Here is a 25767-nt window from a genome sequence, read left to right as displayed (position 1 = left end):
AAGAATAATGAAACCCAATAAATTAAAAGTAGGAGAGCGGATTCGAGAAATTAGGACAAATTTAGGATATAGCATGGATGAGTTCGGGCAATTAATTGGCAATTCTCCCAGAAGCTCAGTTAATAATTGGGAAAAAGGTGTTAGTCTTCCTAAGCGAGATAAACTAGAAAAAATAGCTCTCTTAGGTAAAATGATGCCAGATCAGGTTTTGTATGGTAGAGCAGATGAATACTTGTATAATTTAATTGACCAAAACTTAGGAGTTAAGTTTAATGATGGTATACTTTTAGAAATTTTTGAAAGCATCCCTGAAGAGAAGCGTTCTTATGATGATATGATGTGGCTAACAGTAGCTAAATATTTCATAGATAACGGTAGAATGGGAAAAGTAGTTGGTGAATTGGTTTATACTTCAATGATTGGAATGTCGAATTTATACGCTGGAAGATATAAAAATGAATTTATTGAACAAAGTGAAAATTTCAATCAATTAGAAATTATGTATTATATTTACGCAGAAGTTGAAAATAATAGGCTTCATGTGATTCCTTTTTCACCTAATGAGAAGAACAAGAAATTATTTTTTGAATTTCCTACATTTATTGAAGAAAAAGCTGGCTATTATCTTTTTACAAATAATTTTGAAGAGATAGGATTATCTATCGAAAATTCCTCCATTGTTTACTATGGCATTGATAGAGAAACAAATAAAGAAGATATAAGAATGTATAATTTTAATGTTCAAGAGGATCGTTATGTGCCAAATAAAATAGTTAAATCTGACTATTTTGAAGCATTTAAGGAAGAAGTTCAGAAAGAGATTTCTCAATTAAAAAAAGATAGTTAGATTAGAAAAATTAAGGCACTGCATCAATTGTTGATGCAGTTCCTTTTTTCATAACTTCTCACTGTTTCTTAGAATAGTTACTTGTTTTTCCAATTTTTCGATTAATGACTGATAATCGGAAATAAAAGCGTTAAAAATTTTTGATTGTGCATAATATTGTTTAGCGATTTGTTGTTTGTTGACCGGTCGCTTTTGGTCACTAAAAAATCTCTCTATCAACTTTAAAGGTTCGTTCCAAGAATTTAATTGTTCAATCATATCATACAACGAGTAGATGTCGTGATGATTGACATTTTTAATCGGTAAATTATTTTTGGTTATTTTTTCATTTGACACTTCCATGTTCTTCTCTCCTTTTAATTAAAATCCATGTCTATATAAACAACAGTATAAAAATATTTTACTATACCATGTTCATATAGACAACAAAAACTTATTTTTAATGGAGAGAAAATTATGGCTAAGGAAAATCAGGAGCTTAAGGTTGAACTATTAATCAATGACTTATTAGCAGAAAGAAATATGTCTTTAAGAGAACTTGCTCGCTTATCAGGAATAGAGCCATCCAACTTAAGCAATCTTGCGAATGGTAAAAGAAAGAGAATTTATTTAGAGCATATTGAGCGAATAGCGGATGCTTTAGAAATTACGGATATCTCTAAGATTATGAAGTTAACTAAAAAGTAATTTATTAATTTTTTTATTCTTCATGTCTATACGAACAACGTTTCATGTGGAAACCACCATATCATGTTTATACAGACAACAATTTAGAGGAGAAAAACATGAGTGAAGATAGCTATGAATTGAAAGTAGAAATATTGATTAATGATTTGTTGGCAGAAAGAAATATGTCTCTGAGGGAACTTGCTCGTATATCAGGAATAGAGCCTTCTAATTTAAGTAATCTTGCGAACGGTAAGAGAAAGAAAATCTATTTGGAGCATATTGAACGGATAGCGGACGCTTTGGAGATAGAGGATATCTCTAAGATTATAAAATTAGAAAGAAAATAAAAGAGATAGCCATTACTATAGAAAAATTGAAATAAATTTGGAAAGTACAAGCATATTATTTACTTGTACGTTTAAGGAGATTTTAAAATGAATAAATCTATGAAAAAAATTAATCAATTTAGAGACGATCGAGATTGGAGAAAATTTCATGATGAAAAGGACTTAGCCATCTCTATTTCTTTAGAAGCTAATGAATTGTTAGAATTATTTCAATGGAAAACATCAGATGAAGCGAAGAGACAAAAAGAAAGTCTCAAAGAAGAGTTAGCAGATGTACTAATTTATTCTTATATGATGGCTGATAATTTAGGGTTTGATATTGATGAAATAATTACTGAAAAATTGTCTAAAAATGAAAAAAAATATCCGATTTCTAAAAGTTTTGGTAAGAAAGATAAATACGATAAGTTAGATAATGAGGTAAATTAGACATGGTCAAATATAATTATATAGAATTGGGTATAAATAATGGTGAGTTAGAAAATGTTCAGAATTTAAGAAAATCTGAACAAAACATTCTCATGAATAGAAATGTTGTTTATATTTATAAAGAAACCACATCTCAACATATATATATTGGACAAACGAAACAATTTAGAATAAGGAATAATCAGCATTTTAACTCGAAAGTAGAGTTTCAACAGTCAAGTTTTGATAAAGTAATTATTTTGTTTTCCTATTATTTCAATGGTTCAGCATTAGACGATGTTGAAAGTCAGTTGATTACTTACTTTTTGGCAGATAATCCGAATACTAGAAAACAGATGATTTATTATGATAGCAATCAAGTTATTAATAAAACTAAAGGTAATAGTGTATGTGATTATAAGGAGAGAGAAAAAGTTGCTTCGGAAGTAATATTACCTTTTTGGGAAGAACTATATATGAAAGGGTGGGTAAAAACACCAACTATTGAAAAGTTAAGAAATCAGGTTTTAGTTAAATACAGCCCAATAAAAGAATTAACTGCTCAGCAAATAGAATTAATTAATGAAATTGAGTTGAATCAAAATAAGAGTTATGTAATAAATGGGGATGCTGGGACTGGGAAAACAGTTTTATTAACACATTTAGTAGCTAAGTTATTAACAAATAAGAAAAAGAAAAAAATTGCAGTTGTTTTGCAGCCTAATTGGATTAAAACAGCAAAAGAAATTTTTAGTGTATATGGTTTTAAAAGTTCTAATCTAGCGTTACTTACTTCAACGCAATTGATTAATTCTGATAAAAATTATGATATTGTAATTGTTGATGAATCTCATAAGCTATCTAGGAAATTTTCTAAACAAATGGCATCTTTTAATAGTGTTTATAAAGGAAGGTTTAGTCAAGAAAACAATCATTTGGAATGTTTAAAAAAAATCGGAAGTCAAGTTATATTAATGTATGATATTTTACAGGCAATTCGTCCCGCAAATATAACTAGAAAAGAATTTGAAGAAGCAACTAAAAATTTCGAAAAAAAATATTTATCAACTCAATTTAGAATTCAGGCTCCAGAAGGGAAAAGTTATACTTCAGATGATTTTATCAATGGAATCAAATTTTTACTTTATAAAGATACAGGATTATTGGATCAAACCAATTTTAACTCTAATTTTAATAGAGATGTATTTTGTGATAAGAATGTAGATGCTTATTTTGGATACTTTGAAGAGGAACCTTTAAAAAATTTGATTAATTGGATAGAAGAAGATAGAAATTTTAATCCTGAACATATAAATCGAGTTCTTGCAGGTTTAGTTGAACCATGGAAACAATCAGATGGGAAAGAAACATCTATTACTCATTGGCATGAAGGGAATATTAAGCGTAGATGGAATTCAACTCAAGTAGATTGGTTATATTCAGATGATGAAGATGCAGAAGACCAAATTGGTTCGGTTTTTGCAGTTCAAGGAGTTGATTTAAATAGATGTGGTGTATTAATTGGAAATGATATTCAAATTGATGAGAATGGACACCTATTTGCTAATCCTGACAATTTTTTTAATGTAAATGGTAAGTTTTCAAAGAAGGATATAAATCCTAACAACAAAAAGGAATTTACTTTATTTGTTCTAAATATTTATTATATTTTGATGACTAGAGGAATTGATGGCATTCGGTTAGGATTTTGGAAGAATGAAGATTTTAAAAAATATATGATAGAGACTTTAGAAATCAAATAGTTAAGGAATATAGTACTAAAATAAAGTATTGAGGAAGTGCCATTGACTTAGACATTGTTTATTGATAAATATTAGTCTCAATATTGTTGGCAGAAGCTTTTGTATACCACATAAATGTTTATCGTTCTGATGTGCAAGATATTTATTTTGGTTACGAATATTGGTAACGAGTATCTAAAATTCAGTAAAATATTGTGAAGCTCTCTCCTGAAAAAGTTGACTTAAAAGACTGCTGTTATAAGGTTTTACAACTTTATAAAATTATAGAGTAGCCAACCAGGTCTTAAGAAAGCCCGTAAAGCTTCACAATTCTCAAAACGTTAATTATTTGGAGTCGTTACGATCTTGTTCGCTTATCAATCAATTACAATGTTTCAAGACACTTTCCATTTTTTGGAAGGTGTCTTTTTTTATGGTAGCGACAGTGTGTGTTCTGTCATAAACCAGTATATAAAAATTCACATACTGACAATATGTTTATCTTTCTTACCAAGAGAATAATTGATTCCGATTTCAGCAAGTATACTCATTACGAATAACGCACTTACGCAGATGATACATTTCTTTTTAGTTGATTTCCTCATTTTGATCGCCGCTATTTCTTTTTTCTTTGAATTCATCATACGTTTTTGGGAGATATTTCTTTATTAACTTTTTCTCTCTTGCGTTTTGGAGAGAGTAAGTTGCGGTTTTTGGAGAGATTAGTATGTTTAAACTGAAGAGTTATTAAGTAATTAAAGTATAGTAAATCAAAAAAACAAATATAATAAATGAAATTTACGCCACTAATATTGCAACCCTAGCTTATTTATGCGATCCTAAATATAATAAAACTAACAAAATCAATTAGATTAGAGGGTTAAAATATATGAAAAAAGAAATTCGCGTAGTAGGAGCAATCATAGTGGAGAACGGGAAAGTTTTGTGTTGTCAAAGAGGACCTGAACGTGCATTAGCAAATCTTTGGGAATTTCCTGGTGGAAAAATCGAGAATGGTGAGACGGAAGTTCAAGCGCTTGAACGTGAATTGCAAGAAGAATTAAAAATAGAAGTAACGATCGTCAAGGAAGAGTATGCTTTTTGTCGATATGAGTATGATTTTGGTTTCGTTAATTTAACTACATTTATCTGTTATTTAGAATCAGGTGAACCTCAGTTGACAGAACATCTACAAATTAAATGGCTAACGCCAAATGAATTAAACCAACTTGAGTGGGCGCCTGCTGATATTCCTACTGTGGAAAAATTAGTAGAAAAAGGTGTGGGAACTGAACAAAATGGATAATTTAGAATTGGCGTTACAAAAGGCATTTATTAATAAGGAAACTCTAGGTGACGAACTTACACCTAAATTTATTGTTAACAATCCCAAAAAACATGATTATTTATTGAATACATTGAGTAAAGATTTGAAAAGCTGTAAGACTTTTTTTATAGCCGTTGCATTTATAACACCTAGTGGCTTAAATGCAATAAAAACACAACTGGCTGATCTGGCTTTGCGTGGAATCTCTGGAAAAATCTTAACATCAACATACTTAAATTTTAATGATCCACACGTATTTCGAGCATTGTTGAATATTCCAAATGTAGAAGTACGAGTTTCTAAAAAAGAAGGTTTTCATTCAAAAGGATATTTGTTTGAGATGGAGGATTATCAAAGCTTTGTTATTGGTAGTTCGAACCTAACAATGTCTGCTTTGAAACTTAACTATGAGTGGAATGTTAGATTAACTTCAAGAGAGAATGGCGAGATGGTTTCTTCTATTCAAAAGCATCTCATTCAAGAATGGCATGAGGCACAGTCGCTAACCCTAGAATGGGTCGATGCATTTGAAAAAAATTATCATCCTATTGTTAATAGAAAGATGTTAGTGCAAGATGTTTCTGAAAACGAGTGTTTAGATACGCAATATATTTTGCCGAACTCTATGCAGAAAGAAGCGCTTAGAAGTTTAAAAGCGCTTAGAGAAACGGGCGCAACTAAGGGAATGATTGTTTCGGCGACTGGTACAGGGAAAACGTATCTAGCAGCATTTGATGTGCAGCAATTCCATCCTAAACGTGTATTATTTATTGTTCATAGTGAGCTAATTTTAATGAAAGCATTAGAATCATTCAAATTGATTTTAGGTGGAAAAGATGATGATTATGGTGTTTTATCAGGGAATTCTAAGAATTTTGATGCAAAATATCTATTTGGAACAATTCAAACAGTATCTAAAAGTGAATATCAAGAGCGTTTAGGAAAAGAAGCGTTTGACTATATTTTGATTGATGAAGTCCATAAAGCTGGAGCGAAATCTTATATTAAAGCCATTGAATTTTTCAATCCCACGTTTTTATTGGGAATGACGGCTACACCTGAAAGAACAGATAATTTTAATATCTTTGAGCTATTTGATTATAATGTAGCGTATGAAATACGTTTGCAAGCCGCTTTAGAAGCAGAACTACTTTGTCCATTTTATTATTTTGGCGTAACTGATTATGAAAAAGATGATGAAATCATTGATGAAACAACCGATTTAAAACGTTTGCTACAGGAAGAACGAGTTGATTTTTTAATAAAAAAAATTAACTATTATGGTTATTCGGGAGATAGTCCTCGAGGCTTGGTGTTTTGTAGTCGTAAAGACGAAGCAAGGCAGTTAGCAGAGATGTTTAACGATCGTGGAATTCCGAGTGCTTATTTATCAGGTGACCATAATTTTGGTAAAAGAGAAAAGGAAATTAAGCGTTTAGATACTGGAGAGATTCATTATATCTTCACGGTTGATATTTTTAATGAAGGTATTGATATCCCTAAAGTAAATCAAGTAATTATGCTGCGAAATACGCAATCTAGTATTATTTTTATTCAGCAATTAGGTCGGGGGCTAAGAAAAGACCCATCAAAAGAATTTGTTACGGTAATTGATTTTATTGGTAATTATAAAAATAACTATATGATTCCTATGGCTTTATCTGGAGATAGTTCTCAAACTAAGAATAGTTTACGTCGCGATACAATTGATGTGACGTATATCAGTGGTTTATCTTCAATTAATTTTGAAAAAGTTGCTCGTGAACGTATCTTTAAATCAATTGATCAAGCTAAATTAGATGCGATGTCGGAACTAAAAGCTAGTTATTTTAAGTTGAAAAATCGGTTGAATAGGGTTCCTTACCTGAATGATTTTCAAGTGTTAGATGGCGTGGATCCATTGTTGATTATAGGTAAAGAAAAAACATACTATAATTTCTTGGAGAGAATTGGGGAAACAGAAGCTAAATTAAGTGAAGAAGAAAACGGTGCACTAAAATTTGTTTCTGTAGAATTGCTATCAGGAATTCGCCCGCATGAACTTTATGTTATTGAAGAATTTTTAATGACAGATAAAGAACAGTTATCTTTAGAGGAAATCACAGCGCTGTTTGATACGTTTAACCTGACGTATACGACAGATACTCTAGCATCTGTTGTTAAAGTCTTAGATTTATCTTTTTACGAGTCAACAATTAGAAAACGTTATTTGTTATCACAAATGTTTAAGATGAAAGAGAATTGTTTACAAATAACAGAAAAATTCAGAGAGTTTAAAAAGAATTCTTATTTTATCAATTTGATGTTAGATGTAATCCATACAGGGATTAACAAATCTATGGAGTATGATTTATCCCAACCGTTAAATTTATACAAAAAATATCGTCGTAAAGATGTTTTACGATTATTAAATATGAACTTTAATCAAAATGAACAAAGTATTGGTGGATATACAAACAGTAACAATCATTTTGCTATTTTTGTAACTTTGGATAAAGGCAAAGATTTTAAAGCTGCACGTATTGCTTATGAGGATGAATTTATTGATGAACGAACATTCCATTGGTATACAAAAGCGCCTAGAAATCTACGCTCACCAGAAGTTCAACTTTTGCGAAATCCTGGGGAATATAAATTTCATTTATTTGTGAAACGGAAATATAATCAAAAAGAGAATGAAACAGATTTCTATTATCTAGGCGAAGTAGTCCCTCTTCAAGAAACTATCCAACAAGTTGAAAAACAAGACAAAGAGGGTAAGAAAAAAAGCGTCGTTAAATTAGACTTTACCTTAGAAACACCTGTAGAACCTAATATGTATGAATTTTTAACGCAGAACACAAACTAAAAAAAGCCACTTTCCTCTGGAAAGTGGCTTTTCCCATCCCCTCTCACCGAGAAGACAAAATTTCATAAATAACATAGAGTTCCCAGTTGGAAATCTCTATTCGATAAAACTGTTCTAGAGTATAGAAAATGTTTTTAGCATTTTGGAAAAATGGTTTTTGGTTAATGGTTAGTTCCTCTAGGTTAGCAGGGATTTCATAGTCTTCAACGCCGAGCATTGTCCGCTCTACCATGAGCGCGTTGTGCATCATTAAGTTAAATTTCATTTTGCCGCTGAGTGTGAGGTCGAAGCGTTTTTCAATGTTTTTTGTAACGTTTTCGACTTGTTTAATAATGACGTCAGGATTTAGAAATTCTAGTTTTTCTGACAAGCCTTCTTTCGAGAAGAAGTGAACAAATTCGTTAATCATGCTATCAATGTTATTGGGATGCATCAAGTTTTGGAAAGGTTCCATCAACTGGGTTCCTGCATCTTCGTCTAACATGTCTAAGAGATTCACGCTAGCAACATTCGTATGATTGTCTAAGTAGGACGTCGTCAAAATGAGCGAGGTTTCTTTTAAATAATTTTCTTCGGCGTTGGCAATGTCTAACGTGTTCACCAAATCTTTGTATTTTAGGGTAATGACTTTAATATCAGTATACAAGTATTTTTGACAGATTTGTTTGATTTGCTTGGCAATATCCAGACCTGAAATACTAGAGACAATGATATTTTTTTCCACTGAAAAGCCTTCAAAGTACTGTACATCGGTTTTAAATTTTTTTTCAGCGGTTTTAGCAATACCATAGAAAAGTTGTTCGTTCATTAATTGATGACCAATTTCCAACGCATAGGCAGTGGTCAGGTTGTTGATCACCAAAAGTTCTCCAAGAATTTGCGGTTTCAAACTTTTATAAAGTTGTGTCAGGGAACCCATATCGACGAGCATAATGACGCCTTGTGATGTGTCCCGCTGAGAAAGCCACTCTTTAACTTCGGCGACGATATCTCTGACCGAAGAGGTTAAGGGCATGTTAATCGCATCAAAAATATAGGTACCACATAATTTGTTGGCAACGGCTTGAATACTTGTGGCAGTCGATTCACCATGCGCCACGAGGAGCGCTTGGTAAGGAATCGTTTCAGAAATTTCTCCGCTAAGTAATACAGATAAGAGTACCTCTGTCAAGAAACGGTATTCTTCTGGCAGCGGACTGACTAAGTTTTTCACGAGGGAAACCGTTCGCGGATAGTGTTCTTTTAACTGTGCTTGGACTGGAAGGAGCATTGTTTCGTTAAATGTTGGCGGTAAAATTTTCAGCAATTTGGCAACATCTTTCATCGGTTTTTCAGTTTGTTCAGGTTGGTTAATAATTAGTTTGTTTTTGGTTTGGACTTCCGTGACTAGGTTTTGTAAAAAATAATCATTTTCTAAGGTTATTTCATCGTCTAAACAATATTTAATGAATTGTGTCAGTTCAGTTTTTAAGTGGGCCAGTGTTTTTTCTTTTGTAAATAAGGCTTCAAATGTTGCGAAAATATCGGAAGAAAGTGTGTCTTCTTCTAACACTTCTTTGTCTAAAGGAATCGCAATCATTGGTTGAGTCGCATCGCCAATGACGACGGGTTGATTGGGCAAAGTTTTTCGTAATTGCGACGCGCAAAGGAGCTGCACTTTGTTGGATAAACTTCCCACGTTGCCAGGTTCGTCATTTTCTAATAATGCCGTAAAGATTTCTTCGTCCACGTTGATGTCTTTGGTCATTCGTTTCGCTTCTCGGTGGAATAAGTTTTTTAAAATCGCAATCCGTTCTCGAATGGGGCGCTCTTTGAAGTTCGGAAGTGAGACGATTACGGAAATTCGGCGATAAAAGGTTGGTAATAAGACTTTTTTCGGGTTTTCGGTGGTCGCAAATAGTAGCCGGACCTTGGAATGCACCATTTTTCCTTCTTCACCAATAGGGCGGAAGGTCCCTGTATCCATAAACTGAAAGAGTTTTTCTTGGTTTTCGTTGGATAATCGATGTACTTCATCTAAAAAGAGTACGGAATTATTAGCTTGGGCCAAGAGTCCTTGTTTTTCTGATTCAGCCCCAGTGAATGCGCCTTTGGTATGGCCGAAGAGAATGGATGATAGCAATTCGGGATTATTGGCATAATCGGCACAGTTAAAGGTGTAGAATTTTTCCAGGCCAATGATTTGTTCATTTTTCAGATACTCATAAATCAGCTTTGCCAAAAAGCTTTTGCCGACGCCACTGGCTCCATGGATTAATAAAGGCATACCCAATGGGGGATACAACATAGCGGCTTTGCATTGTTCGATGGCTTTTTTGGCGCTGCCTTGGCTACCGATGTATTGTCGAAACACATCGGTCGTGGGGGTTGTTGCACGGGTTAATTGCCAATAAACGGGTTTTTTTCCCGTTTGTTGGACTTCACCTTTTTCCAATAATTTATTTAAGTATAAGCTGGTTACCGAGCGGCTTAATTGAATTTTTGTGGCAATTTCTTGTGTGCTCATCGGGGTGTTGCTGGTTTCTAAAATATCAACTAAGTGTTGGTAGGTCTCCAAGCGCATGATTCATCGTCCTTCCAAAAGAGAGGTCGGGAAAGGGGTTGCTTCTGTTCCCGCCGTTTATCAGCTTTTAAGCCTGAGATAAAAATCACTTTGGATTTTTGTCTCAGGCTCTAAGTGTTTAATAATTAAATGTTTATTGTTTCAATTTTAACAGATGCCTAGTAATCCTAGCAAGATGCCTAAGAACATGATACCAAACATCACCACGTTAACATTGACTTTTTTGCGTAATAGCCAGAAAGCAAGTAACGTCACGGCTAATGGTACGATACCGACGAATAGTTGATCCAAATAGTCTTGGATTTTAACTACGTCTTCGCTTCCTTTAACGGAAACTTCAAGAATCGTTTTGAATTTTACATTCGAAGCAGTCATACTGCCCATCATCATTAAGCCTAGCATACTTGATACTTTTGTGAGTATCTTCATTCCGCCTGATTCGTACATTTTTTGGATAAAACTTTCACCGATTGAATAGCCGCTATACAACGCATAATAGTGAATTAAGAACGCAGGGACGTTGTATAAAAGTAAGAAGACAATCGCCCCTAATGGCGAACTAGTGCTGGCTAATGAAATCCCAATCCCAGCAGCAATAACACGTAAGATGCCCCAGAAGAAGGAATCACCGATGCCTGAAAGTGGCCCCATTAGTGAGGCTTTAACTGCTGTAATAGAGCTAGCATCAAAGTTTTCGTCTTCACTGTTTTGTTTTTCCATCGAAGCAACGAGCCCCATAATGAAGTTATTGATATGCATGGTTGCGTTGAACCAAGTGGTGTGACGCACCAATGCCTCGGCCCGTTCTTCCTTGGTTTTATAAAAACGATTGATAACTGGGAGTAAAGTGTACATGACACCCACTGCGTGGTATTGTGTAGCTCCTGTCCGGCTAGCGTTCATCGTCCAAGAACGCCAGAAAACAGAGCGCATCATTTTTTTCTCTTCTTTAGATAAATTCTCTTTTAACTTCATGCGAAAAAGTCCTCCTCTTCGATTTCTTTCGCGCTGCCTTCAACCGCAGAAGACGCCGCAGGTTTTCTTTTTAGAATGTCGCGAAATTCTACATCCCGTTGGGCACTCACGACACAAATTACTGTCCCGATGACCGCTACCGCAACGGCTGGTAATTGTAGGTATGCGGTTAAAACAAAGCCTAAAATGTAAAAGACGGCTAATTTATTATCCCATAACAGTTTCATTAACATAGCAAACCCAACGGCAGGTAAAAGTCCGCCAGCTGCGCTTAAGCCGTTCATCAAATTTTGTGGAATGCTTTCAACAAACAGATTTACTGGCCCGCTTCCTGCTAAAATTCCGATAAATGAAATCGAAGCGATGATTAAATAATAAATGATCCACGTTCCGTAATGCAGTGTCACAACCATTTTTTGGTTGCCTTCACGTGCTGCTTTGTCAAGAGAAGGAGCAAAGATATTCATAAAGACATTTTTTAAAAACATCACCACGAAAGCGGCTAACATCCCAATTGGTACGGCTAACGTCATGGCGGCTTTTTGTTCGACATTTGAAATAATTGCAAACGTTGTGGCTAAAGTAGTCGCAGTTACAGGTTCCGCTGCGATAACACCACCGATATTAACATTTCCTAAGAAAATTGCTTCCAGAGAGGCCCCCATTAGAACCCCTGTTTTCATGTCGCCCATTAAAATTCCTGTGACTAATCCAACGACTAAGGGACGTTCCATCATACTTTGACCAGTTAAATAATTCCCAGCAAAACAGATAAATACAGCTAAGGCTGCCATTGTTGCATGCATAAGCATTGTTCATTTCCTCCTTTTAATTGACGGCTTGTTTTAGACTTAATTTTGAGTTGGTTGGCAGGACTTGGTTATAGCTTTCCACGTGAGTCAAACTGGCTAATTCTTTGGCAGCTTCTAACTCTTCAGGGTTTAATTGGACACTCGGGAAAACCATTGTTTTGGTGGCTGGATCTGATTTATCAAAGCGGCCAGCGTTGGCAACATTCACACTTTCAATATCTGTCACGTTTTTCGCAATTTTAGTAGCATCCGCTACACTGTTCACAATTACAAAAATTCGTTTGTCTTTGCCACGAGGATCATTAAAGACATCAATCGCATCATCGACTGAGCGAATTAATAGTTTCATGCCATTAGGGACAGCCATTTTTAACGTCATTTGCATTACTTCGTTTTTGGCTGCTTCATCATTCGCTACAACTAATAAGGGGGCATTCAATTCTTTGGTCCAAACTACGGCTACTTGGCCGTGAATTAATCTGTCGTCTACTCGTACTTGTGTAATCATTTTAATTTCCTCCTAAAAAAAGTTTTCTTCTTCATTTGATGGGTTTAATTCAACGAATTGAATTTGTGCTTCAGCAATTGCTGCTTGAATATCTTCTTTGGTTAGCTTTTCGCCTTCTTTTAAGAAAATCAGCGACAAGGCAATGGCTAAGTTGGCATTGGAAATGATAAAAACATTGTCTGGTTTTGTCGTCATGACTTCTTGAACAATTTTTTGATTGACACTACCACCATATAAATCTGTTAAAATAATAGCTTGTTCTTCTGCGCCAAGGGACTGAAGAAACGTTTGAATAATTGGCGTGTAGTCTTCAGGAGTCACATAGGCATTGATGACCGCCAGCTCTTTTCCTTTGTCTGCGAGAATATCCAAGGAACTTTGGAAGCCTTTCGCTAAGTTTCCGTGACTAGCAATTAAAAATTTTCTTTTCATTCTTTTCACCTCACTTTTATATAAAGCAAGTTCTGTGCCAAAAAAAGAGAACTCTAAATCCTTGATTTGAAAGGGTTTTAACGCTCTTGGAACTGTTTAAACAGTTTCAAGTCAAAATAAACACGTTATTCGTTGTTAGTTTGTTGTTGAAAAATAGCTAAGCAAAACTGTGAAATTTAATCAAAATAACCCCCGTTTTTATCGAGAAGTGTTACAATAATACTCATGAATATTTATACATTAAGGAGAGTTACGAATGACTGATGCTCTTGTGATACAAGATTTACGCAAAGTGTACGCTTCAGGTGTTGAAGCGTTGCGGGGGATTGATTTAACAGTCGAAGAAGGCGATTTTTATGCTCTTTTGGGACCGAATGGCGCAGGAAAATCAACGACGATTGGGATTGTGACCTCGTTAGTTAATAAGACTTCGGGGAAAGTCAAAATTTTTGGGTATGATTTAGATACGGAGATGGTGCGGGCGAAGCAACAGATTGGGTTAGTGCCGCAGGAATTTAACTTCAATCCGTTTGAAACGGTCCAACAGATTGTGGTCAATCAAGCGGGCTATTATGGGGTGTCTCGTAAAGAAGCCATGAAACGGAGTGAAAAGTATTTAAAACAATCCAACTTATGGGAAAAACGGAACGAGCGGGCTCGGATGCTTTCTGGCGGAATGAAACGTCGCTTGATGATTGCTCGCGCGCTGATGCATGAGCCGAAGTTATTGATTTTAGATGAACCAACTGCAGGTGTCGATATTGAATTGCGCCGTGAAATGTGGGCCTTTTTACAAGAGTTAAATGCGCAGGGAACCACGATCATTTTGACGACCCATTACTTAGAAGAAGCTGAGATGTTGTGTCGCAACATTGGGATTATTCAGTCTGGTGAATTGATTGAAAACACCAGCATGAAGCACTTGTTAGCAAAATTACAATTTGAAACGTTTATTTTTGATTTAGCACCTTATACGCAGGCGCCAGTTATTGAAGGCTATCAAAGCGTATTTGAGGACGAGTTAACGTTAGCGGTGGAAGTAGAACGAAACCAAGGAGTCAATCACTTGTTTGAACAGCTAAGTCAACAAGGAATCAAAGTATTGTCAATGCGGAATAAGTCCAACCGTTTGGAAGAGCTCTTCTTGAAGATTACCGAGGATACGTACCAAAGGGAGGATCAACATGTTTAGTCTGTATTTTACTGCTTTAAAAAGTTTAGCTGTGAAGGAAACCAACCGTTATTTACGAATTTGGGTCCAAACACTGGTACCGCCAGTGATTACGACGTCCTTATATTTTGTGATTTTTGGGAAAATGATTGGCGGGCGAATTGGCGACATGGGCGGTTTTTCTTATATGGAATTTATCGTGCCAGGTTTAATTATGATGTCAGCCATTACAAGCTCGTACGCCAATGTTTCATCTTCCTTTTTCTCACAAAAATTCCAGAAAAATATCGAAGAAATTCTCGTGGCGCCAGTTCCAACTCATGTGATTATTTGGGGATTTGTGATTGGTGGCGTTGGTCGTAGTATTTTGGTCGGTGCGTTAGTCACCATCATTTCTCTATTTTTTGTGCCATTGCACGTTGTTTCTTGGCTGATGGTCATCATGACTTTATTGATGACAGCGATTCTCTTTTCTTTAGCTGGTTTGTTAAATGGTATTTTTGCGCAATCCTATGATGATGTATCGATTGTGCCGACCTTTGTGTTACAGCCTTTAACCTATTTGGGTGGGGTTTTCTATGCCATTTCCATGTTGCCGCCATTTTGGCAAGCTGTCTCAAAAGTTAATCCGATTGTTTACATGATTTCTGGGTTCCGCTACGGTTTCCTAGGGGTTCAAGATGTGCCAATTGGTATTTCTATGACCATTTTAATCTTATTTATTGTCGTTTTATATGGCATTTGTTGGTACCTTGTAGAAACAGGGCGTGGCTTACGTAGTTAAGCCGTAAAAAGATTAAACTGTCTGAATCACTCATTCTAGCGAGCAGATTCAGACAGTTTTCTTGTTTCTAAGTATGCTTTTTTGATTCTTCGTGCATTTCCCTGTATAATAGCAATGTTTCGCACCAGAATATGTCGACAATTGTCGTTGAAAATAAAGAAAAAATCAGAAACGGAGTATATGAAGATGAGCAAGAATTTTTGGGCAACATTGCCAAAGCCCTTTTTTGTTTTAGCACCAATGGAAGATGTCACTGATGTGGTCTTTCGTCATGTCGTGAAAGAAGCTGGGGCACCAGATGTGTTTTTTACAGAGTTTACTAATTCAGATAGTTATTGTCATCCTGAAGGGAAAGACAGTGTGCGCGGGCGCCTCGTTTTTACAGAAGATGAACAGCCGATGGTGGCACATATTTGGGGAGATAAACCGGAATTTTTCCGTGAAATGAGTATCGGCGTAGCGGAGATGGGCTTTCAAGGATTAGATATAAATATGGGCTGTCCTGTGCCCAACGTGGCTGAGCGCGGAAAAGGCAGCGGATTAATTTTGCGCCCAGAAGTCGCGGCTGAATTGATTGACGCCGCCAAAGCAGGCGGCTTACCTGTTAGTGTCAAAACACGCATTGGGTTTACTGAAATGGCGGAAATGGAGGCATGGATCACGCATTTATTAGAGCAAGACATTGCGAATCTATCCATTCATTTGCGAACACGAAAAGAGATGAGCAAAGTGGATGCTCATTGGGAAGTCATTCCGCAAATTATGGCTATTCGGGACCGTGTCGCACCGCAAACGACAATTACGATTAATGGGGATATTCCCGATCGTCAAAAGGGCCTAGAATTAGCAGAACAATATGGTGTAGATGGCATCATGATTGGCCGGGGGATTTTTAAAAATCCTTATGCCTTTGAAAAAGAACCCAAAACGCATACGCCACAAGAATTGCTGGGCTTGCTACGTTTACAATTGGATTTGCAAGACAAGTATGCAGAATTGGTGCCTCGCTCCATCGTTGGGCTGCATCGCTTCTTCAAAATTTATGTCAAAGGCTTTCCAGGTGCCAGTGATTTAAGAGCACAATTAATGAATACAAAATCAACGGATGAAGTGCGCCAGTTGTTAGCGACGTTTGAAGCAGAACATGGTGTGCTTGACTAAATAAAAAAAGAGAGGAGGTAGCATTTTAGCTAATGCTACCTCCTCTCTTTTGAATGCTTAATGCGCAATCATTTCTTGGGCAATTTCTTGTTTGCTTAAGTCGTTTGGATAATACGTTGGCCAATTGTCCATTTCATTGAACAGACTTTCTTGGCTATCGCCGCCGAAGAAGATGTGGAAATGAGCGGCTTTCGTTGGTGCGATGTTGTGGTCGCTAAATTGGACGTATTTAAACCGCCCAGCATTGGCATCGTCTGTTTCAAAAAGGAAACGGACGCCCCGGTTACCTTTTGCATAGTTTAAAATTTTATAACCGGCTGCTTTATAGGTGAATTTTTGTGGTTTGCCATCGACCAGAAACTCGATGGTGGAATCAGTGATGTTGATGTGGTCGACATCGGTTTGATAGCCGGCATCATAGTAGGTTTTGTATTCGGCTGGTGTTTTATCTTTTTTCAGTTTCGCTTTGTAATCGAAGACTTGGTCTAATGTGCCATCTTTTAATAAAGGATAGACGGATTGCCAATTTCCAGCGTAATCTGTCAGTGTTCTCTCAGCCACCTCACTGTCTTTGAAATAGCCGTTAGCCACGGTTTTTTCTGTTTTTTCAGAGGTTTCTGGCTGAACCTCTTTCCCAGCTGTATCTGTTGTTTTTTTCAAAGCAGTTAAGTTTTCTTTCATTACAGAAAGATAATCTTCGCCATTGTCCATTTGTTTTTGTGTCAAACTTTCTAGCGGGTTTAGGACTTCCAATTGAACATTTGCTTCGTCAGCTAACGTTTTAGCAATTTTATCGTTGGCATTTTTTTCAAAATAAATATAGCGAATTTGGTTGTCTGTGACATATTTTTTCAACTCTGCCAAGCGCCCTGCGGTTGGCTCTTGTTCAGGTGTTAAACCAGCTATTGGCACTTGTTTTAAGCCGTAATCTAAGGCAAGATAACCAAATGCAGCATGTTGGGTAACAAAACTTTTTTGCTTAGCGTCTTTCAAAGCTGTTTGGAACTCTTTGTCTAAGGCTGTTAATTTTGTTAAGTATTTTTCTGCGTTTGTTTCAAATGTTTTGGCTTTTTTAGGGTAAAGTTTGACTAACTGTTCTTTGATGTTTGTGACTTCTTGGATGGCACGATGGGGTGAAACCCAAGTATGCGGATCTAATTCATGGTGGTGGCCTTCTTCGCCATGTTCGTGGTCATGGTCGTGTCCGTCTTCGTCACTGCCAGGAAGTAAGACCATGTTTTCGGTACCTTTAATGACGTTTGGGGCTCCTTTTTTCCAGCCTTTAGCAGCTTTTGGTACCCAAGATTCCATATTTTCATTGTGGTAAACGAAAACATCCGCATCATGGATGGTAGCCATATCTTTGGCGGATGGTTCATAATCGTGTGGTTCAGAACCAGCAGGGATTAACAATTTGACGTCTCCTTCATCGCCTACAATATTTTTAGTGAAATCGTACATAGGATAAAAAGTCGTGACAATGGATAGTTTTTCTTTGCCGTCAGCGGTTTTATCAGAGGTGTTTGTTTTGCCGCAAGCGCCGAAAAGGATTAGCGATAAGGCGGCTAACAGGGGAAGAGTAAATTTTTTCATAGGTGTGCTCCTTTAGTGAATTACGCAATTTTCTTTTGTTTATTGCGCTTATGTTCTTTAATGATTTTAAGTGCGCGTTTTCGTGTTTTGATGTTGGGACTTTTCAGTCGACGATAAGCGCTAGATAAGTCAGTTTTTTCCATTATATATAGGACCTCCATTTCGTAAAAAAATAATTTACGGAGTAGCTATTTTGTTGAGGGTTTGAAAGGTTTCTTGAATTTTTTTTGTCTCTAATTCTTTGCCAATTAGAACAATTGTCGTTTCTTGAGGGGGTTGATTCGTCATTTGAAAGGCCACTTGCTGGTTGACGCCTTGCATGGCAATGGCCAAGTCATGCTCCTGTAAGGCGAGAATCCCTTTGAAACGGTATAACTTTTCCTGATGTGTATACATTAACCAATCAAGCCAACGAGTGAAAAGAGGTTCGTTGAGGGCTGAGGACGCCGTTAACGTGAGGGAGTGAAAGGTATGGTGATGATGCTCGTGGGCGTGCTCATGCGGGGAATGAGTCATTTCGTGTTCTGTAAGTGTTGCCGTAAACTTATTTAATTGAAAAAAGTCACTAGCCAAAAGAGGCTCGTTGGCTTGAAAGGATAAAATATCAGCAAAAGGATTAATGGTACGAAGGGTTTCTTGGAACGTTGGTAGCTGAGTGCTGTCTGCTGGTTCCTTGACAGAAAAAAAGAGGCGATCTGCTAAGGCCAGTTGTTTGATGGCTTCGGCTTCTTGAAGCTGTTGTTGCCAATGATGCCCATCAACGACCGTTAAGAGACTGTCTATATAGAAATGATTTTTGATGTGCGGGGTCGTTAAAATTGTTTGAATGATTGGTTGCGGATCAGCAATGCCCGTTGTTTCTAAAATGACTTGGGCAATGGGTTGTTGTTCTTCTTGATACACTTCTAAGATTGCTGATAAAGAGGCAAGAAGATCTCCTCGTAAGCTGCAGCACATGCAACCGTTATTTAATTGAATAATTCGTTCCGTGGTTTGTAAAAGTAATGCGTGGTCAACGCCTGTTTGACCAAATTCATTTTCAATAATAATAATTTCTTCTTTAGGAAACGGTGACTGCGCAAGCGCATGGTTAATTAAGGTTGTTTTTCCTGCGCCTAAAAAGCCAGAAACAATGGTGATTGGAATGCCCATCAAGTTTTCCTCCTGTTATTTGACTTCAGTGAAAAGTGCGCGGCGCCGTAATTTTGGTGAATATTTTTTCAGCTGTAATTTTTCTGGTGTATTTCGTTTGTTTTTACTTGTTAAGTAAAGGCGCTCGCCAGTTTCAGCGCAAGCTAACGTAATGGTTTGGCGCATAGTACCGTCCTCCAATTTGATTTTTTTAATTGCGTATAAAAGATAAAGGGGGCTGCGAGGTCAGCCCAAATGCGACTGTCCTCGCTAGTTGTCTTTATCGAAATAATGAGTTACCAGCTTGCTTTTTTGACGCCAGGAATCAAGCCTTGGTGAGCCAATTCACGGAAACGAATCCGAGACATGCCAAATTTACGCATGTAGCCACGTGGGCGCCCATCTGTTTGATCGCGGAGTTTTAAGCGACTTGGATGAGCATCTTTTGGCAATTTGCTAAGACCTTCATAATCGCCAGCTTCTTTTAAGGCTTGGCGAATAGGCGCATATTTTGCAATCATTGCTTGTTGTTTTTTTGCTTTAGCAATTTTTGATTTTTTAGCCATAAGGCACTTCCTTTCTTTTTGGATTTATAAAATCTAAATCGTAATGGTTACGATTTGAACGGAAGTATATTATCAGGTGTTGCGTTGTTTGTCAAGTGAGAATTTTGTTTTTTTTTAGGACTTGCTAAGTTGAGAAGTTAGAAATGTTTGTTTTAGCGCTGTTTTGTAGTATCTTTTAAGAAAGAGTAAAAAGGAGTGAAGATGGCAATGGTAGAACGTTTGACGATTATTCGTGGTGTGGAAAAATTTGAATTACAAACGAAAACAGCGCGCTGGGTGTTAGCAAAAGAAGAGGGATATTCGCCAGTTCAAATGCTCGTTTCGGCAATTGGCGCTTGTGGGGGATACGTGTATCAATCCGTTTTGGAAAATTCGCACATTCCCTTTGAGTTTGAAAAAATAGAAGTCACGTATTCAAGAGAAGTAGAGAGACGCGCACAACCATTAAAACAGGTGACGATTCTCTTTTATGTGTCTGTTCCAGAAGCCTTTCAAGCACGGGCGACACGGTGTTTGAAGCTTGTCTCCCCAAACTGTCCAGTGATTCAATCATTGGCTGAAAGAATTACTGTCGAAGAAACAGTTGTATTTAAAAAGTAAACCATTAGAGACATTATCGTTACGAGCGTTTTTCCCTTTTTGGATGCCTCGTTTCTGAGAATGTCTTTTTTTAGAGGAGCGTGGGGAAATAGCTGTAGAAACAGGAAATTTTTAATTCATTTGTACAAAATAATACAGACAAAAAACAGATAGTGTTTTTTTCACAAATAAAAAGGTTGCTTTTTTTTCTGTTTTAGTAGATGATGTAAGTAGTTACATCTCTGATATAACGCTGTTTTTCGAAACGTGTGTTATTTTTTAATTCGTAATAGTTTTTTTAAATCGTTTCACAGAATTACTTTAATTGTTATACAGTTTTTTTAGTTGTTATAGTTTGTTTGTCGGCCTTTAGGAGGTAATCATGATTGAGTTAGTGAATGTGTCGAAAGTCTATCAAGAGACACACGCGTTAAAAAATATTCACTTTTCTGTCCAACCAGGAGAAATCGTTGGGATTGTTGGGAAAAGTGGCTCTGGCAAGTCCACGTTGTTACGTTTGTTGAATTTAATGGAACAACCGAGTGAAGGGGAGATTCGTATTGATGGCAGAAATGTTCAAACCTTCTCTAAAAAAGAAGTTCGCCAGCAGCAACAACAAATGGGGATGGTGTTTCAGCATTACAATTTGTTAGAAAATTTGAAAATTTATGATAATGTTGCGTTGCCTTTGAAACTTTTAAAAGAGAAACAGCCTGAAAAAATTGAGCGTTTATTAACGTTTGTTGATATGGCCCATAAGGCAGAAGCGTATCCTGCTCAGCTTTCTGGTGGGGAAAAACAGCGTGTCTCTATTGCTCGAGCGTTGAGCCGTAATCCAAAATGGTTATTATGTGACGAGGCAACGAGTTCATTAGATGAAGAAAATACAGAAAGTGTCGTTCGACTATTACATAAGACGCATCAGGAATTCCGGCCGACTATTTTCTTTGTCAGTCACGAATTAGAAACCGTGAAGCGCTTATGTAATCGTATCTTAGTGATGGAAAAAGGTCAGTTAATTGGCGAATTTCTGAATAATCCTCAGCAATATGAGGAAGAACCGCTTTCCTATTTAGAAAAAGTGGAAAGGAGTTTGCGTCCATGACTTTTTCAGAAACCTTTGCCGAATATTGGCCATCTATGCTGATTGGTTTAAAAGAAACAGGGATTATGATGTCGATTTCGATGGCTATCTGTTTGCTTGTTGGCTTGCCTTTAGGCTTAGGACTATTTTTGGCTAATCCGAAAGTCAAAGGGCATCAACCTTGGCTGTACTGGGTTTTAAATTTCATTGTAACTGTTATTCGCTCGTTTCCTTATTTATTATTTGTGATTGCGTTGATTCCAGTTACTCGTTCTGTTTTAGGAAAGGCGTTTGGCCCAATTCCTTCATCTGTGCCATTGAGTATTGTTGCGATCGCGATTTTTGCTCGCTTGGTCGAACAAGTGCTGTTGGATGTTCCAGAAGAAATTTATTTTTTAGCTAATTCGTTAGGTACCTCGAAAGTCCAATACATTTGGCACTTTTTATTGGTGGAAGCACGTAGCGGATTGGTCCTTGCTTACACAACCACGACAGTGAGTATGGTTTCATATTCCACGGTGATGGGTGTTGTTGGTGGCGGCGGGATTGGCGATTTTGCAGTTCGTGTCGGGTATCAACGGTATGAATACGGTATTATGTATGTTGCCATTGTGATTATGATTGCACTGGTCTTCATTTTACAAATGCTTGGGAACTTCATTGCCCAAAAACTAGACAAAAGAAAGTAGGAGGACAAAAGAATGAAGAAGTTTTATTTAGCAACATTCGCTGTTATTGCAACAGTTATTTTAGCTGCCTGTGGGGGAAATAAACAAGCAGACCAGAAAGAAGACAAGGAGATTACCGTGGCCGTGCAATTGGAATCTTCAAAAGATATCTTGGAGATTGCCAAGAAAGAAGCTGAGAAAAAAGGGTACAAAATTAACATTATGGAAGTGAGCGACAATGTTGCCTACAACGATGCCGTGCAACATGACGAAGCGGATGCTAATTTTGCGCAACATCAACCTTTCATGGAAATGTTTAACAAAGAGAAAAAAGCTGATTTAGTGGCTGTGCAACCGATTTATTATTTTGCTGGTGGTTTCTATTCAAAAGAATACCAAGATGCGAAAGATTTACCTGAAAATGCCAAAGTGGGGATTCCTAGCGATCCAACCAATGAAGGTCGTGCTTTAGCAATTTTAAATGCAAACGGCGTGATTAAATTAAAAGAAGGTGTCGGCTTTAATGGCACGGTGGCAGATGTCGTGGAAAATCCTAAAAACATCACTTTTGAAAGCATTGATTTACTGAATTTAGCTAAAGCCTATGATGAAAAAGACATCGCTATGGTGTTCTGCTACCCAGCCTACTTAGAACCTGCTGGTTTAACAACGAAAGATGCGATTTTGTTAGAAGATGAAGAAGCAAGTAAACATTACGCATTGCAAGTTGTGACACGCAAAGGCGAAAAAGATAGCGAAAAAATCAAGGTTTTAAAAGAAGCGATGACAACAAAAGAAGTTGCTGAATACATCAAGAAAAATTCTAAAGGTGCCAATATTCCTGCGTTTTAATGAATAGAAAAAATGAAGCCTCTTTTTTGAGAAGCTTCATTTTTTTCTTTTCTTTGATTTATAGTATAGTTAATAGGAAGGAGGTGCCGGTGTGGTCGAATTATTTATTTTAATGATGGAACGGGTAGGCTTAATTATTTTACTGGCCTTTCTTTTAGTGAATGTGCCTTATTTTAAGCGTGTTTTATTAAGTCGTGAAAAAATGTCTTCAAAAGTTCAATTGATTTTGATTTTTGGTTTATTTGCTATTATTTCTAATTTTACAGGTATCGAAATCGCTAAGAATCAGATTGTTCCCAATAATTTACTAACCTATTTAAGCAGCAATGCTTCCATTGCGAATACGCGTACGTTAGTAATTGGCGTTTCTGGATTAGTGGGTGGTCCGATTGTCGGCAGTACGGTTGGTTTAATTGCTGGCTTTCATCGGGTTATTCAAGGCGGGGGGCATAGTTTCTTTTATGTGCCTGCTTCTTTAATTGTTGGCTTAATTGCCGGTTTTTTAGGGAGCCGCATGGCAAAGCAAACCGTTTTTCCGTCTGCCGGCTTTTCTGCCATTGTCGGAGCGTGCATGGAAATGATTCAGATGATTTTTATTTTCTTTTTCAGCGGTGATCTATCGGATGGGGCCACGTTGGTTCGTTTTATTGCGCTGCCGATGATTTTGTTAAATAGCGTAGGAACGTTCATTTTTATGTCGATTCTAACAACGACATTGAAACAAGAAGAGCAGGCCAAAGCGGTTCAGACGCACGATGTTTTGGAATTAGCAGCGGAAACACTGCCATATTTTCGAGAAGGCCTCAATAAAAATTCCAGCAAAAAAGTTGCGGAGATTATTAAGCATTATACAAAAGTCAGTGCGATTAGCATGACAAACAGTCATCAAATTTTAGCTCATGTTGGCGCAGGAAGCGATCATCATATTCCAGAGCTAGAAGTCATTACAGAGCTTTCTCGGGAAGTGTTACGGACGGGCCGAATGACCATCGCACATGCCAAAGAAGAAGTCGGTTGTTCGGACCCTAATTGTCCGTTGCAAGCGGCGATTGTGATTCCATTATTTTCCCATCAGCAAATTGTTGGCACCTTAAAAATGTACTTTACGGATCCAGCGCAGTTAACGCATGTCGAGGAACAGTTAGCAGAAGGTCTTGGGACAATTTTTTCTTCACAAATTGAATTAGGTGAAGCGGAAGTACAATCAAAATTACTTAAAGAAGCTGAAATTAAATCCTTGCAAGCGCAAGTGAACCCGCATTTCTTCTTTAATGCCATCAATACTATTTCCGCATTAATGCGGAAAGACAGTGAAAAAGCGCGGAAACTATTGCTCCAATTAAGTAAATACTTTCGAGGCAACTTGCAGGGAGCCGTGCAAACTACAATCCCAGTTTCACAAGAACTAGAACAAGTAAAAGCCTATTTGTCATTAGAACAAGCACGGTTTCCGAATCGTTATCAAGTAACATTTGACGTGGAAGAAGCGGTTGCTTCAGAAAAAGTACCGCCGTATGCGATTCAGGTGTTAGTGGAAAATACCATCAAGCATGCATTTGGCAGCCGGAAGGAGAACAATCAAGTCCGGGTAGTGGTCAAAGCAAAACAACACAAATTACATGTGGATGTGTATGACAATGGGCAAGGGATTCCTGAAGAACGCCGCTTGCTATTAGGAAAGACGACAGTGACTTCGGAAAAAGGCACCGGCACGGCACTGGAAAACTTGTCCCGCAGAATGGCGAACCTTTATGGATCAGAAGGTTGTTTTTTAATTGAAAATTTAGAGACAGGCGGGAGCCATGTTCATTTAGAAATCCCGATGGAACAGGAGGAATTAGATGCACGTATTAATCGTTGATGATGAGCCCTTAGCACGAGAAGAATTGAGCTATCTTGTTTCCCAACATCCGCAAGTGACGAGCGTTGCAGAAGCGGATTCTGTGGCGGAGGCAATGGAAGAGATGATGGATCAAAAGCCAGATCTGTTATTTTTAGATATTCATTTGACTGATGAAAGCGGGTTTGATTTAGCGGAAAAATTAACCCATCTTAAAAAAGCGCCCTACTTGGTCTTTGCAACCGCCTATGATCAATATGCGTTAAAGGCCTTTCAAGTGAATGCAAAAGATTATATTTTGAAACCTTTTGAAGAAGAAAAAATAACACAAGTCATTGAAAAAGCATCGAAAGAAATGGGTCAAGCTGTCCCAGAAAACACTGCCGAAAAAGGACCAAAATCTGAAGCAATACCTATTCAAGGGGAAGACCGCATTTATCTTGTGGCGCCAGAAGATATTTACCTCGTTTCTGTCGAAGAACGGCAACTGAGCATTTTTGTAGATCAACAGGTCTACAAGATGACAGGGACCCTCAACAGTATCGAACAGAAATTACCTGCCACGCTCTTTATTAAAACGCATCGAAGTTTCATCTTGAATCGAACAAAAATTCAAGAAATTCAGCCGTGGTTTAATAACACGTTGCAAGTAATTTTAACCAACGGCTCAAAAGTACCTGTTAGCCGTTCATATGTCAAAGAATTTAAAGAAAAACTTGGCTTAAGTTAAAAAATCACCACTTGAAATGTCGAATGCATTTCAAGTGGTGATTTTTGCATTTGGTGAAGAAATTCTGGCATTTCATGAAAAAAAGCCCTTAAAAAAACGTTTTCTTTATATACTTAACCCATAGAAAACA

The 25767-nt window shown here is 37.1% G+C and carries 27 protein-coding genes; 16 read left to right on the top strand and 11 right to left on the bottom strand.

Features of this window, described 5'->3' with window-relative positions:
- Positions 1-7: 7 nt before the first annotated feature.
- Positions 8-847 carry a helix-turn-helix domain-containing protein gene (locus tag IGJ37_RS12665; protein ID WP_430598932.1) on the top strand — a complete coding sequence of 280 codons (840 nt, stop codon included), beginning with the start codon at positions 8-10 and terminating at the stop codon, positions 845-847.
- Positions 848-895: 48 nt separating this feature from the next.
- On the opposite strand, the gene IGJ37_RS12660 is transcribed toward IGJ37_RS12665, so the two are convergent.
- Positions 896-1189 (bottom strand): hypothetical protein, encoded by a 294-nt coding sequence (locus tag IGJ37_RS12660; RefSeq protein WP_207578869.1) that lies wholly within the window; start codon positions 1187-1189, stop codon positions 896-898.
- Positions 1190-1303: 114 nt separating this feature from the next.
- Here IGJ37_RS12660 and IGJ37_RS12655 point away from each other — a divergent pair, with 114 nt between their 5' ends.
- The 6 genes from IGJ37_RS12655 to IGJ37_RS12630 all read left to right on the top strand — a co-directional run bounded on the left by IGJ37_RS12655 (position 1304) and on the right by IGJ37_RS12630 (position 8188).
- Positions 1304-1534 carry a helix-turn-helix domain-containing protein gene (locus IGJ37_RS12655; RefSeq protein WP_207578870.1) on the top strand — a complete coding sequence of 77 codons (231 nt, stop codon included), beginning with the start codon at positions 1304-1306 and terminating at the stop codon, positions 1532-1534.
- A gap of 98 nt (positions 1535-1632) precedes the next feature.
- Positions 1633-1863 carry a helix-turn-helix domain-containing protein gene (locus IGJ37_RS12650; RefSeq protein ID WP_207578871.1) on the top strand — a complete coding sequence of 77 codons (231 nt, stop codon included), beginning with the start codon at positions 1633-1635 and terminating at the stop codon, positions 1861-1863.
- An 87-nt stretch (positions 1864-1950) separates the two neighbouring features.
- Entirely contained in the window at positions 1951-2292 is a 342-nt protein-coding gene (locus IGJ37_RS12645) for a nucleotide pyrophosphohydrolase (RefSeq protein WP_207578872.1), read from the top strand.
- Positions 2293-2294: 2 nt separating this feature from the next.
- A complete protein-coding gene (locus IGJ37_RS12640; protein ID WP_207578873.1) occupies positions 2295-4034 on the top strand; it encodes a DUF2075 domain-containing protein in 1740 nt (579 codons plus the stop codon).
- Between the two features lie 868 nt (positions 4035-4902).
- A complete protein-coding gene (locus IGJ37_RS12635; RefSeq protein WP_010830702.1) occupies positions 4903-5319 on the top strand; it encodes a (deoxy)nucleoside triphosphate pyrophosphohydrolase in 417 nt (138 codons plus the stop codon).
- Positions 5312-8188, top strand: coding sequence for a DEAD/DEAH box helicase (locus tag IGJ37_RS12630; RefSeq protein ID WP_325815240.1), 2877 nt, complete (start codon positions 5312-5314; stop codon positions 8186-8188). The genes IGJ37_RS12635 and IGJ37_RS12630 overlap by 8 nt, the downstream gene beginning before the upstream one ends.
- 43 nt (positions 8189-8231) lie before the next feature.
- Here IGJ37_RS12630 and IGJ37_RS12625 read toward each other — a convergent pair whose 3' ends face one another.
- From IGJ37_RS12625 to IGJ37_RS12605, 5 genes are all read right to left on the bottom strand, one after another.
- Positions 8232-10751 carry a sigma 54-interacting transcriptional regulator gene (locus IGJ37_RS12625; protein WP_033627001.1) on the bottom strand — a complete coding sequence of 840 codons (2520 nt, stop codon included), beginning with the start codon at positions 10749-10751 and terminating at the stop codon, positions 8232-8234.
- A gap of 147 nt (positions 10752-10898) precedes the next feature.
- Positions 10899-11726 carry a PTS system mannose/fructose/sorbose family transporter subunit IID gene (locus IGJ37_RS12620; RefSeq protein WP_325815237.1) on the bottom strand — a complete coding sequence of 276 codons (828 nt, stop codon included), beginning with the start codon at positions 11724-11726 and terminating at the stop codon, positions 10899-10901.
- The gene (locus IGJ37_RS12615) at positions 11723-12538 is read right to left on the bottom strand and encodes a PTS mannose/fructose/sorbose/N-acetylgalactosamine transporter subunit IIC (RefSeq protein ID WP_002365419.1); all 816 of its coding nucleotides are present in this window, start codon (positions 12536-12538) and stop codon (positions 11723-11725) included. The genes IGJ37_RS12620 and IGJ37_RS12615 overlap by 4 nt, the downstream gene beginning before the upstream one ends.
- Positions 12539-12554: 16 nt before the next feature.
- Positions 12555-13046 (bottom strand): PTS system mannose/fructose/N-acetylgalactosamine-transporter subunit IIB, encoded by a 492-nt coding sequence (locus IGJ37_RS12610; RefSeq protein WP_002354800.1) that lies wholly within the window; start codon positions 13044-13046, stop codon positions 12555-12557.
- Positions 13047-13058: 12 nt separating this feature from the next.
- On the bottom strand, positions 13059-13478 hold the full coding sequence (locus IGJ37_RS12605) for a PTS sugar transporter subunit IIA (RefSeq protein ID WP_002354802.1): 420 nt from the start codon (positions 13476-13478) through the stop codon (positions 13059-13061).
- Between the two features lie 256 nt (positions 13479-13734).
- Here IGJ37_RS12605 and IGJ37_RS12600 point away from each other — a divergent pair, with 256 nt between their 5' ends.
- From IGJ37_RS12600 to IGJ37_RS12590, 3 genes are all read left to right on the top strand, one after another.
- Positions 13735-14670 (top strand): ABC transporter ATP-binding protein, encoded by a 936-nt coding sequence (locus IGJ37_RS12600; RefSeq protein WP_002354809.1) that lies wholly within the window; start codon positions 13735-13737, stop codon positions 14668-14670.
- Positions 14663-15433, top strand: a complete 771-nt coding sequence (locus IGJ37_RS12595) for an ABC transporter permease (RefSeq protein ID WP_002354811.1) — start codon at positions 14663-14665, stop codon at positions 15431-15433. Before IGJ37_RS12600 ends, IGJ37_RS12595 begins: the two co-directional genes overlap by 8 nt.
- A 186-nt stretch (positions 15434-15619) precedes the next feature.
- Positions 15620-16594: a tRNA dihydrouridine synthase gene (locus IGJ37_RS12590; protein WP_002413934.1), complete on the top strand. Its 975-nt coding sequence runs from the start codon at positions 15620-15622 to the stop codon at positions 16592-16594.
- A 57-nt stretch (positions 16595-16651) separates the two neighbouring features.
- Here IGJ37_RS12590 and IGJ37_RS12585 read toward each other — a convergent pair whose 3' ends face one another.
- The 5 genes from IGJ37_RS12585 to rpsN all read right to left on the bottom strand — a co-directional run bounded on the left by IGJ37_RS12585 (position 16652) and on the right by rpsN (position 19884).
- Positions 16652-18187 carry a zinc ABC transporter substrate-binding protein AdcA gene (locus tag IGJ37_RS12585; RefSeq protein WP_002401146.1) on the bottom strand — a complete coding sequence of 512 codons (1536 nt, stop codon included), beginning with the start codon at positions 18185-18187 and terminating at the stop codon, positions 16652-16654.
- 20 nt (positions 18188-18207) lie between these two features.
- A complete protein-coding gene (locus tag IGJ37_RS12580; protein ID WP_002383181.1) occupies positions 18208-18330 on the bottom strand; it encodes a putative metal homeostasis protein in 123 nt (40 codons plus the stop codon).
- A 34-nt stretch (positions 18331-18364) separates the two neighbouring features.
- Positions 18365-19339, bottom strand: coding sequence for a CobW family GTP-binding protein (locus IGJ37_RS12575; protein WP_002367488.1), 975 nt, complete (start codon positions 19337-19339; stop codon positions 18365-18367).
- Positions 19340-19354: 15 nt separating this feature from the next.
- Entirely contained in the window at positions 19355-19504 is a 150-nt protein-coding gene (rpmG, locus tag IGJ37_RS12570) for a 50S ribosomal protein L33 (protein WP_002354818.1), read from the bottom strand.
- A 110-nt stretch (positions 19505-19614) separates the two neighbouring features.
- A complete protein-coding gene (gene rpsN, locus IGJ37_RS12565; protein WP_002354822.1) occupies positions 19615-19884 on the bottom strand; it encodes a 30S ribosomal protein S14 in 270 nt (89 codons plus the stop codon).
- 201 nt (positions 19885-20085) lie between these two features.
- Between rpsN and IGJ37_RS12560 the strand changes: the two genes are divergently transcribed.
- The 6 genes from IGJ37_RS12560 to IGJ37_RS12535 all read left to right on the top strand — a co-directional run bounded on the left by IGJ37_RS12560 (position 20086) and on the right by IGJ37_RS12535 (position 25637).
- Entirely contained in the window at positions 20086-20484 is a 399-nt protein-coding gene (locus IGJ37_RS12560; RefSeq protein WP_002394733.1) for an OsmC family protein, read from the top strand.
- A 361-nt stretch (positions 20485-20845) separates the two neighbouring features.
- Entirely contained in the window at positions 20846-21568 is a 723-nt protein-coding gene (locus tag IGJ37_RS12555) for a methionine ABC transporter ATP-binding protein (RefSeq protein ID WP_002354824.1), read from the top strand.
- The gene (locus tag IGJ37_RS12550; protein ID WP_002354825.1) at positions 21565-22236 is read left to right on the top strand and encodes a methionine ABC transporter permease; all 672 of its coding nucleotides are present in this window, start codon (positions 21565-21567) and stop codon (positions 22234-22236) included. The genes IGJ37_RS12555 and IGJ37_RS12550 overlap by 4 nt, the downstream gene beginning before the upstream one ends.
- A 12-nt stretch (positions 22237-22248) precedes the next feature.
- Complete coding sequence (locus IGJ37_RS12545) at positions 22249-23067, top strand: MetQ/NlpA family ABC transporter substrate-binding protein (protein WP_002354826.1); 819 nt, start codon at positions 22249-22251, stop codon at positions 23065-23067.
- A gap of 91 nt (positions 23068-23158) precedes the next feature.
- On the top strand, positions 23159-24928 hold the full coding sequence (locus tag IGJ37_RS12540; protein WP_002358984.1) for a sensor histidine kinase: 1770 nt from the start codon (positions 23159-23161) through the stop codon (positions 24926-24928).
- A complete protein-coding gene (locus tag IGJ37_RS12535; protein WP_002367483.1) occupies positions 24909-25637 on the top strand; it encodes a LytR/AlgR family response regulator transcription factor in 729 nt (242 codons plus the stop codon). The genes IGJ37_RS12540 and IGJ37_RS12535 overlap by 20 nt, the downstream gene beginning before the upstream one ends.
- Positions 25638-25767: the final 130 nt, after the last annotated feature.

It is taken from the genome of Enterococcus sp. AZ104 (assembly GCF_050546705.1).
Classification (GTDB): domain Bacteria; phylum Bacillota; class Bacilli; order Lactobacillales; family Enterococcaceae; genus Enterococcus; species Enterococcus faecalis.
Note: the sequence above shows the minus strand (reverse complement) of the source record. Positions and strands in the feature narration are given on the sequence as shown.

What these genes read in the sequence shown, in the direction of transcription:
- IGJ37_RS12665 (WP_430598932.1), top strand. Translation starts at nt 8, where the DNA reads ATGAAACCCAATAAATTAAAAGTAGGAGAGCGGATTCGAGAAATTAGG.
- IGJ37_RS12660 (WP_207578869.1), bottom strand. Translation starts at nt 1,189, where the DNA reads ATGGAAGTGTCAAATGAAAAAATAACCAAAAATAATTTACCGATTAAA.
- IGJ37_RS12655 (WP_207578870.1), top strand. Translation starts at nt 1,304, where the DNA reads ATGGCTAAGGAAAATCAGGAGCTTAAGGTTGAACTATTAATCAATGAC.
- IGJ37_RS12650 (WP_207578871.1), top strand. Translation starts at nt 1,633, where the DNA reads ATGAGTGAAGATAGCTATGAATTGAAAGTAGAAATATTGATTAATGAT.
- IGJ37_RS12645 (WP_207578872.1), top strand. Translation starts at nt 1,951, where the DNA reads ATGAATAAATCTATGAAAAAAATTAATCAATTTAGAGACGATCGAGAT.
- IGJ37_RS12640 (WP_207578873.1), top strand. Translation starts at nt 2,295, where the DNA reads ATGGTCAAATATAATTATATAGAATTGGGTATAAATAATGGTGAGTTA.
- IGJ37_RS12635 (WP_010830702.1), top strand. Translation starts at nt 4,903, where the DNA reads ATGAAAAAAGAAATTCGCGTAGTAGGAGCAATCATAGTGGAGAACGGG.
- IGJ37_RS12630 (WP_325815240.1), top strand. Translation starts at nt 5,312, where the DNA reads ATGGATAATTTAGAATTGGCGTTACAAAAGGCATTTATTAATAAGGAA.
- IGJ37_RS12625 (WP_033627001.1), bottom strand. Translation starts at nt 10,751, where the DNA reads ATGCGCTTGGAGACCTACCAACACTTAGTTGATATTTTAGAAACCAGC.
- IGJ37_RS12620 (WP_325815237.1), bottom strand. Translation starts at nt 11,726, where the DNA reads ATGAAGTTAAAAGAGAATTTATCTAAAGAAGAGAAAAAAATGATGCGC.
- IGJ37_RS12615 (WP_002365419.1), bottom strand. Translation starts at nt 12,538, where the DNA reads ATGCTTATGCATGCAACAATGGCAGCCTTAGCTGTATTTATCTGTTTT.
- IGJ37_RS12610 (WP_002354800.1), bottom strand. Translation starts at nt 13,046, where the DNA reads ATGATTACACAAGTACGAGTAGACGACAGATTAATTCACGGCCAAGTA.
- IGJ37_RS12605 (WP_002354802.1), bottom strand. Translation starts at nt 13,478, where the DNA reads ATGAAAAGAAAATTTTTAATTGCTAGTCACGGAAACTTAGCGAAAGGC.
- IGJ37_RS12600 (WP_002354809.1), top strand. Translation starts at nt 13,735, where the DNA reads ATGACTGATGCTCTTGTGATACAAGATTTACGCAAAGTGTACGCTTCA.
- IGJ37_RS12595 (WP_002354811.1), top strand. Translation starts at nt 14,663, where the DNA reads ATGTTTAGTCTGTATTTTACTGCTTTAAAAAGTTTAGCTGTGAAGGAA.
- IGJ37_RS12590 (WP_002413934.1), top strand. Translation starts at nt 15,620, where the DNA reads ATGAGCAAGAATTTTTGGGCAACATTGCCAAAGCCCTTTTTTGTTTTA.
- IGJ37_RS12585 (WP_002401146.1), bottom strand. Translation starts at nt 18,187, where the DNA reads ATGAAAAAATTTACTCTTCCCCTGTTAGCCGCCTTATCGCTAATCCTT.
- IGJ37_RS12580 (WP_002383181.1), bottom strand. Translation starts at nt 18,330, where the DNA reads ATGGAAAAAACTGACTTATCTAGCGCTTATCGTCGACTGAAAAGTCCC.
- IGJ37_RS12575 (WP_002367488.1), bottom strand. Translation starts at nt 19,339, where the DNA reads ATGGGCATTCCAATCACCATTGTTTCTGGCTTTTTAGGCGCAGGAAAA.
- rpmG (WP_002354818.1), bottom strand. Translation starts at nt 19,504, where the DNA reads ATGCGCCAAACCATTACGTTAGCTTGCGCTGAAACTGGCGAGCGCCTT.
- rpsN (WP_002354822.1), bottom strand. Translation starts at nt 19,884, where the DNA reads ATGGCTAAAAAATCAAAAATTGCTAAAGCAAAAAAACAACAAGCAATG.
- IGJ37_RS12560 (WP_002394733.1), top strand. Translation starts at nt 20,086, where the DNA reads ATGGCAATGGTAGAACGTTTGACGATTATTCGTGGTGTGGAAAAATTT.
- IGJ37_RS12555 (WP_002354824.1), top strand. Translation starts at nt 20,846, where the DNA reads ATGATTGAGTTAGTGAATGTGTCGAAAGTCTATCAAGAGACACACGCG.
- IGJ37_RS12550 (WP_002354825.1), top strand. Translation starts at nt 21,565, where the DNA reads ATGACTTTTTCAGAAACCTTTGCCGAATATTGGCCATCTATGCTGATT.
- IGJ37_RS12545 (WP_002354826.1), top strand. Translation starts at nt 22,249, where the DNA reads ATGAAGAAGTTTTATTTAGCAACATTCGCTGTTATTGCAACAGTTATT.
- IGJ37_RS12535 (WP_002367483.1), top strand. Translation starts at nt 24,909, where the DNA reads ATGCACGTATTAATCGTTGATGATGAGCCCTTAGCACGAGAAGAATTG.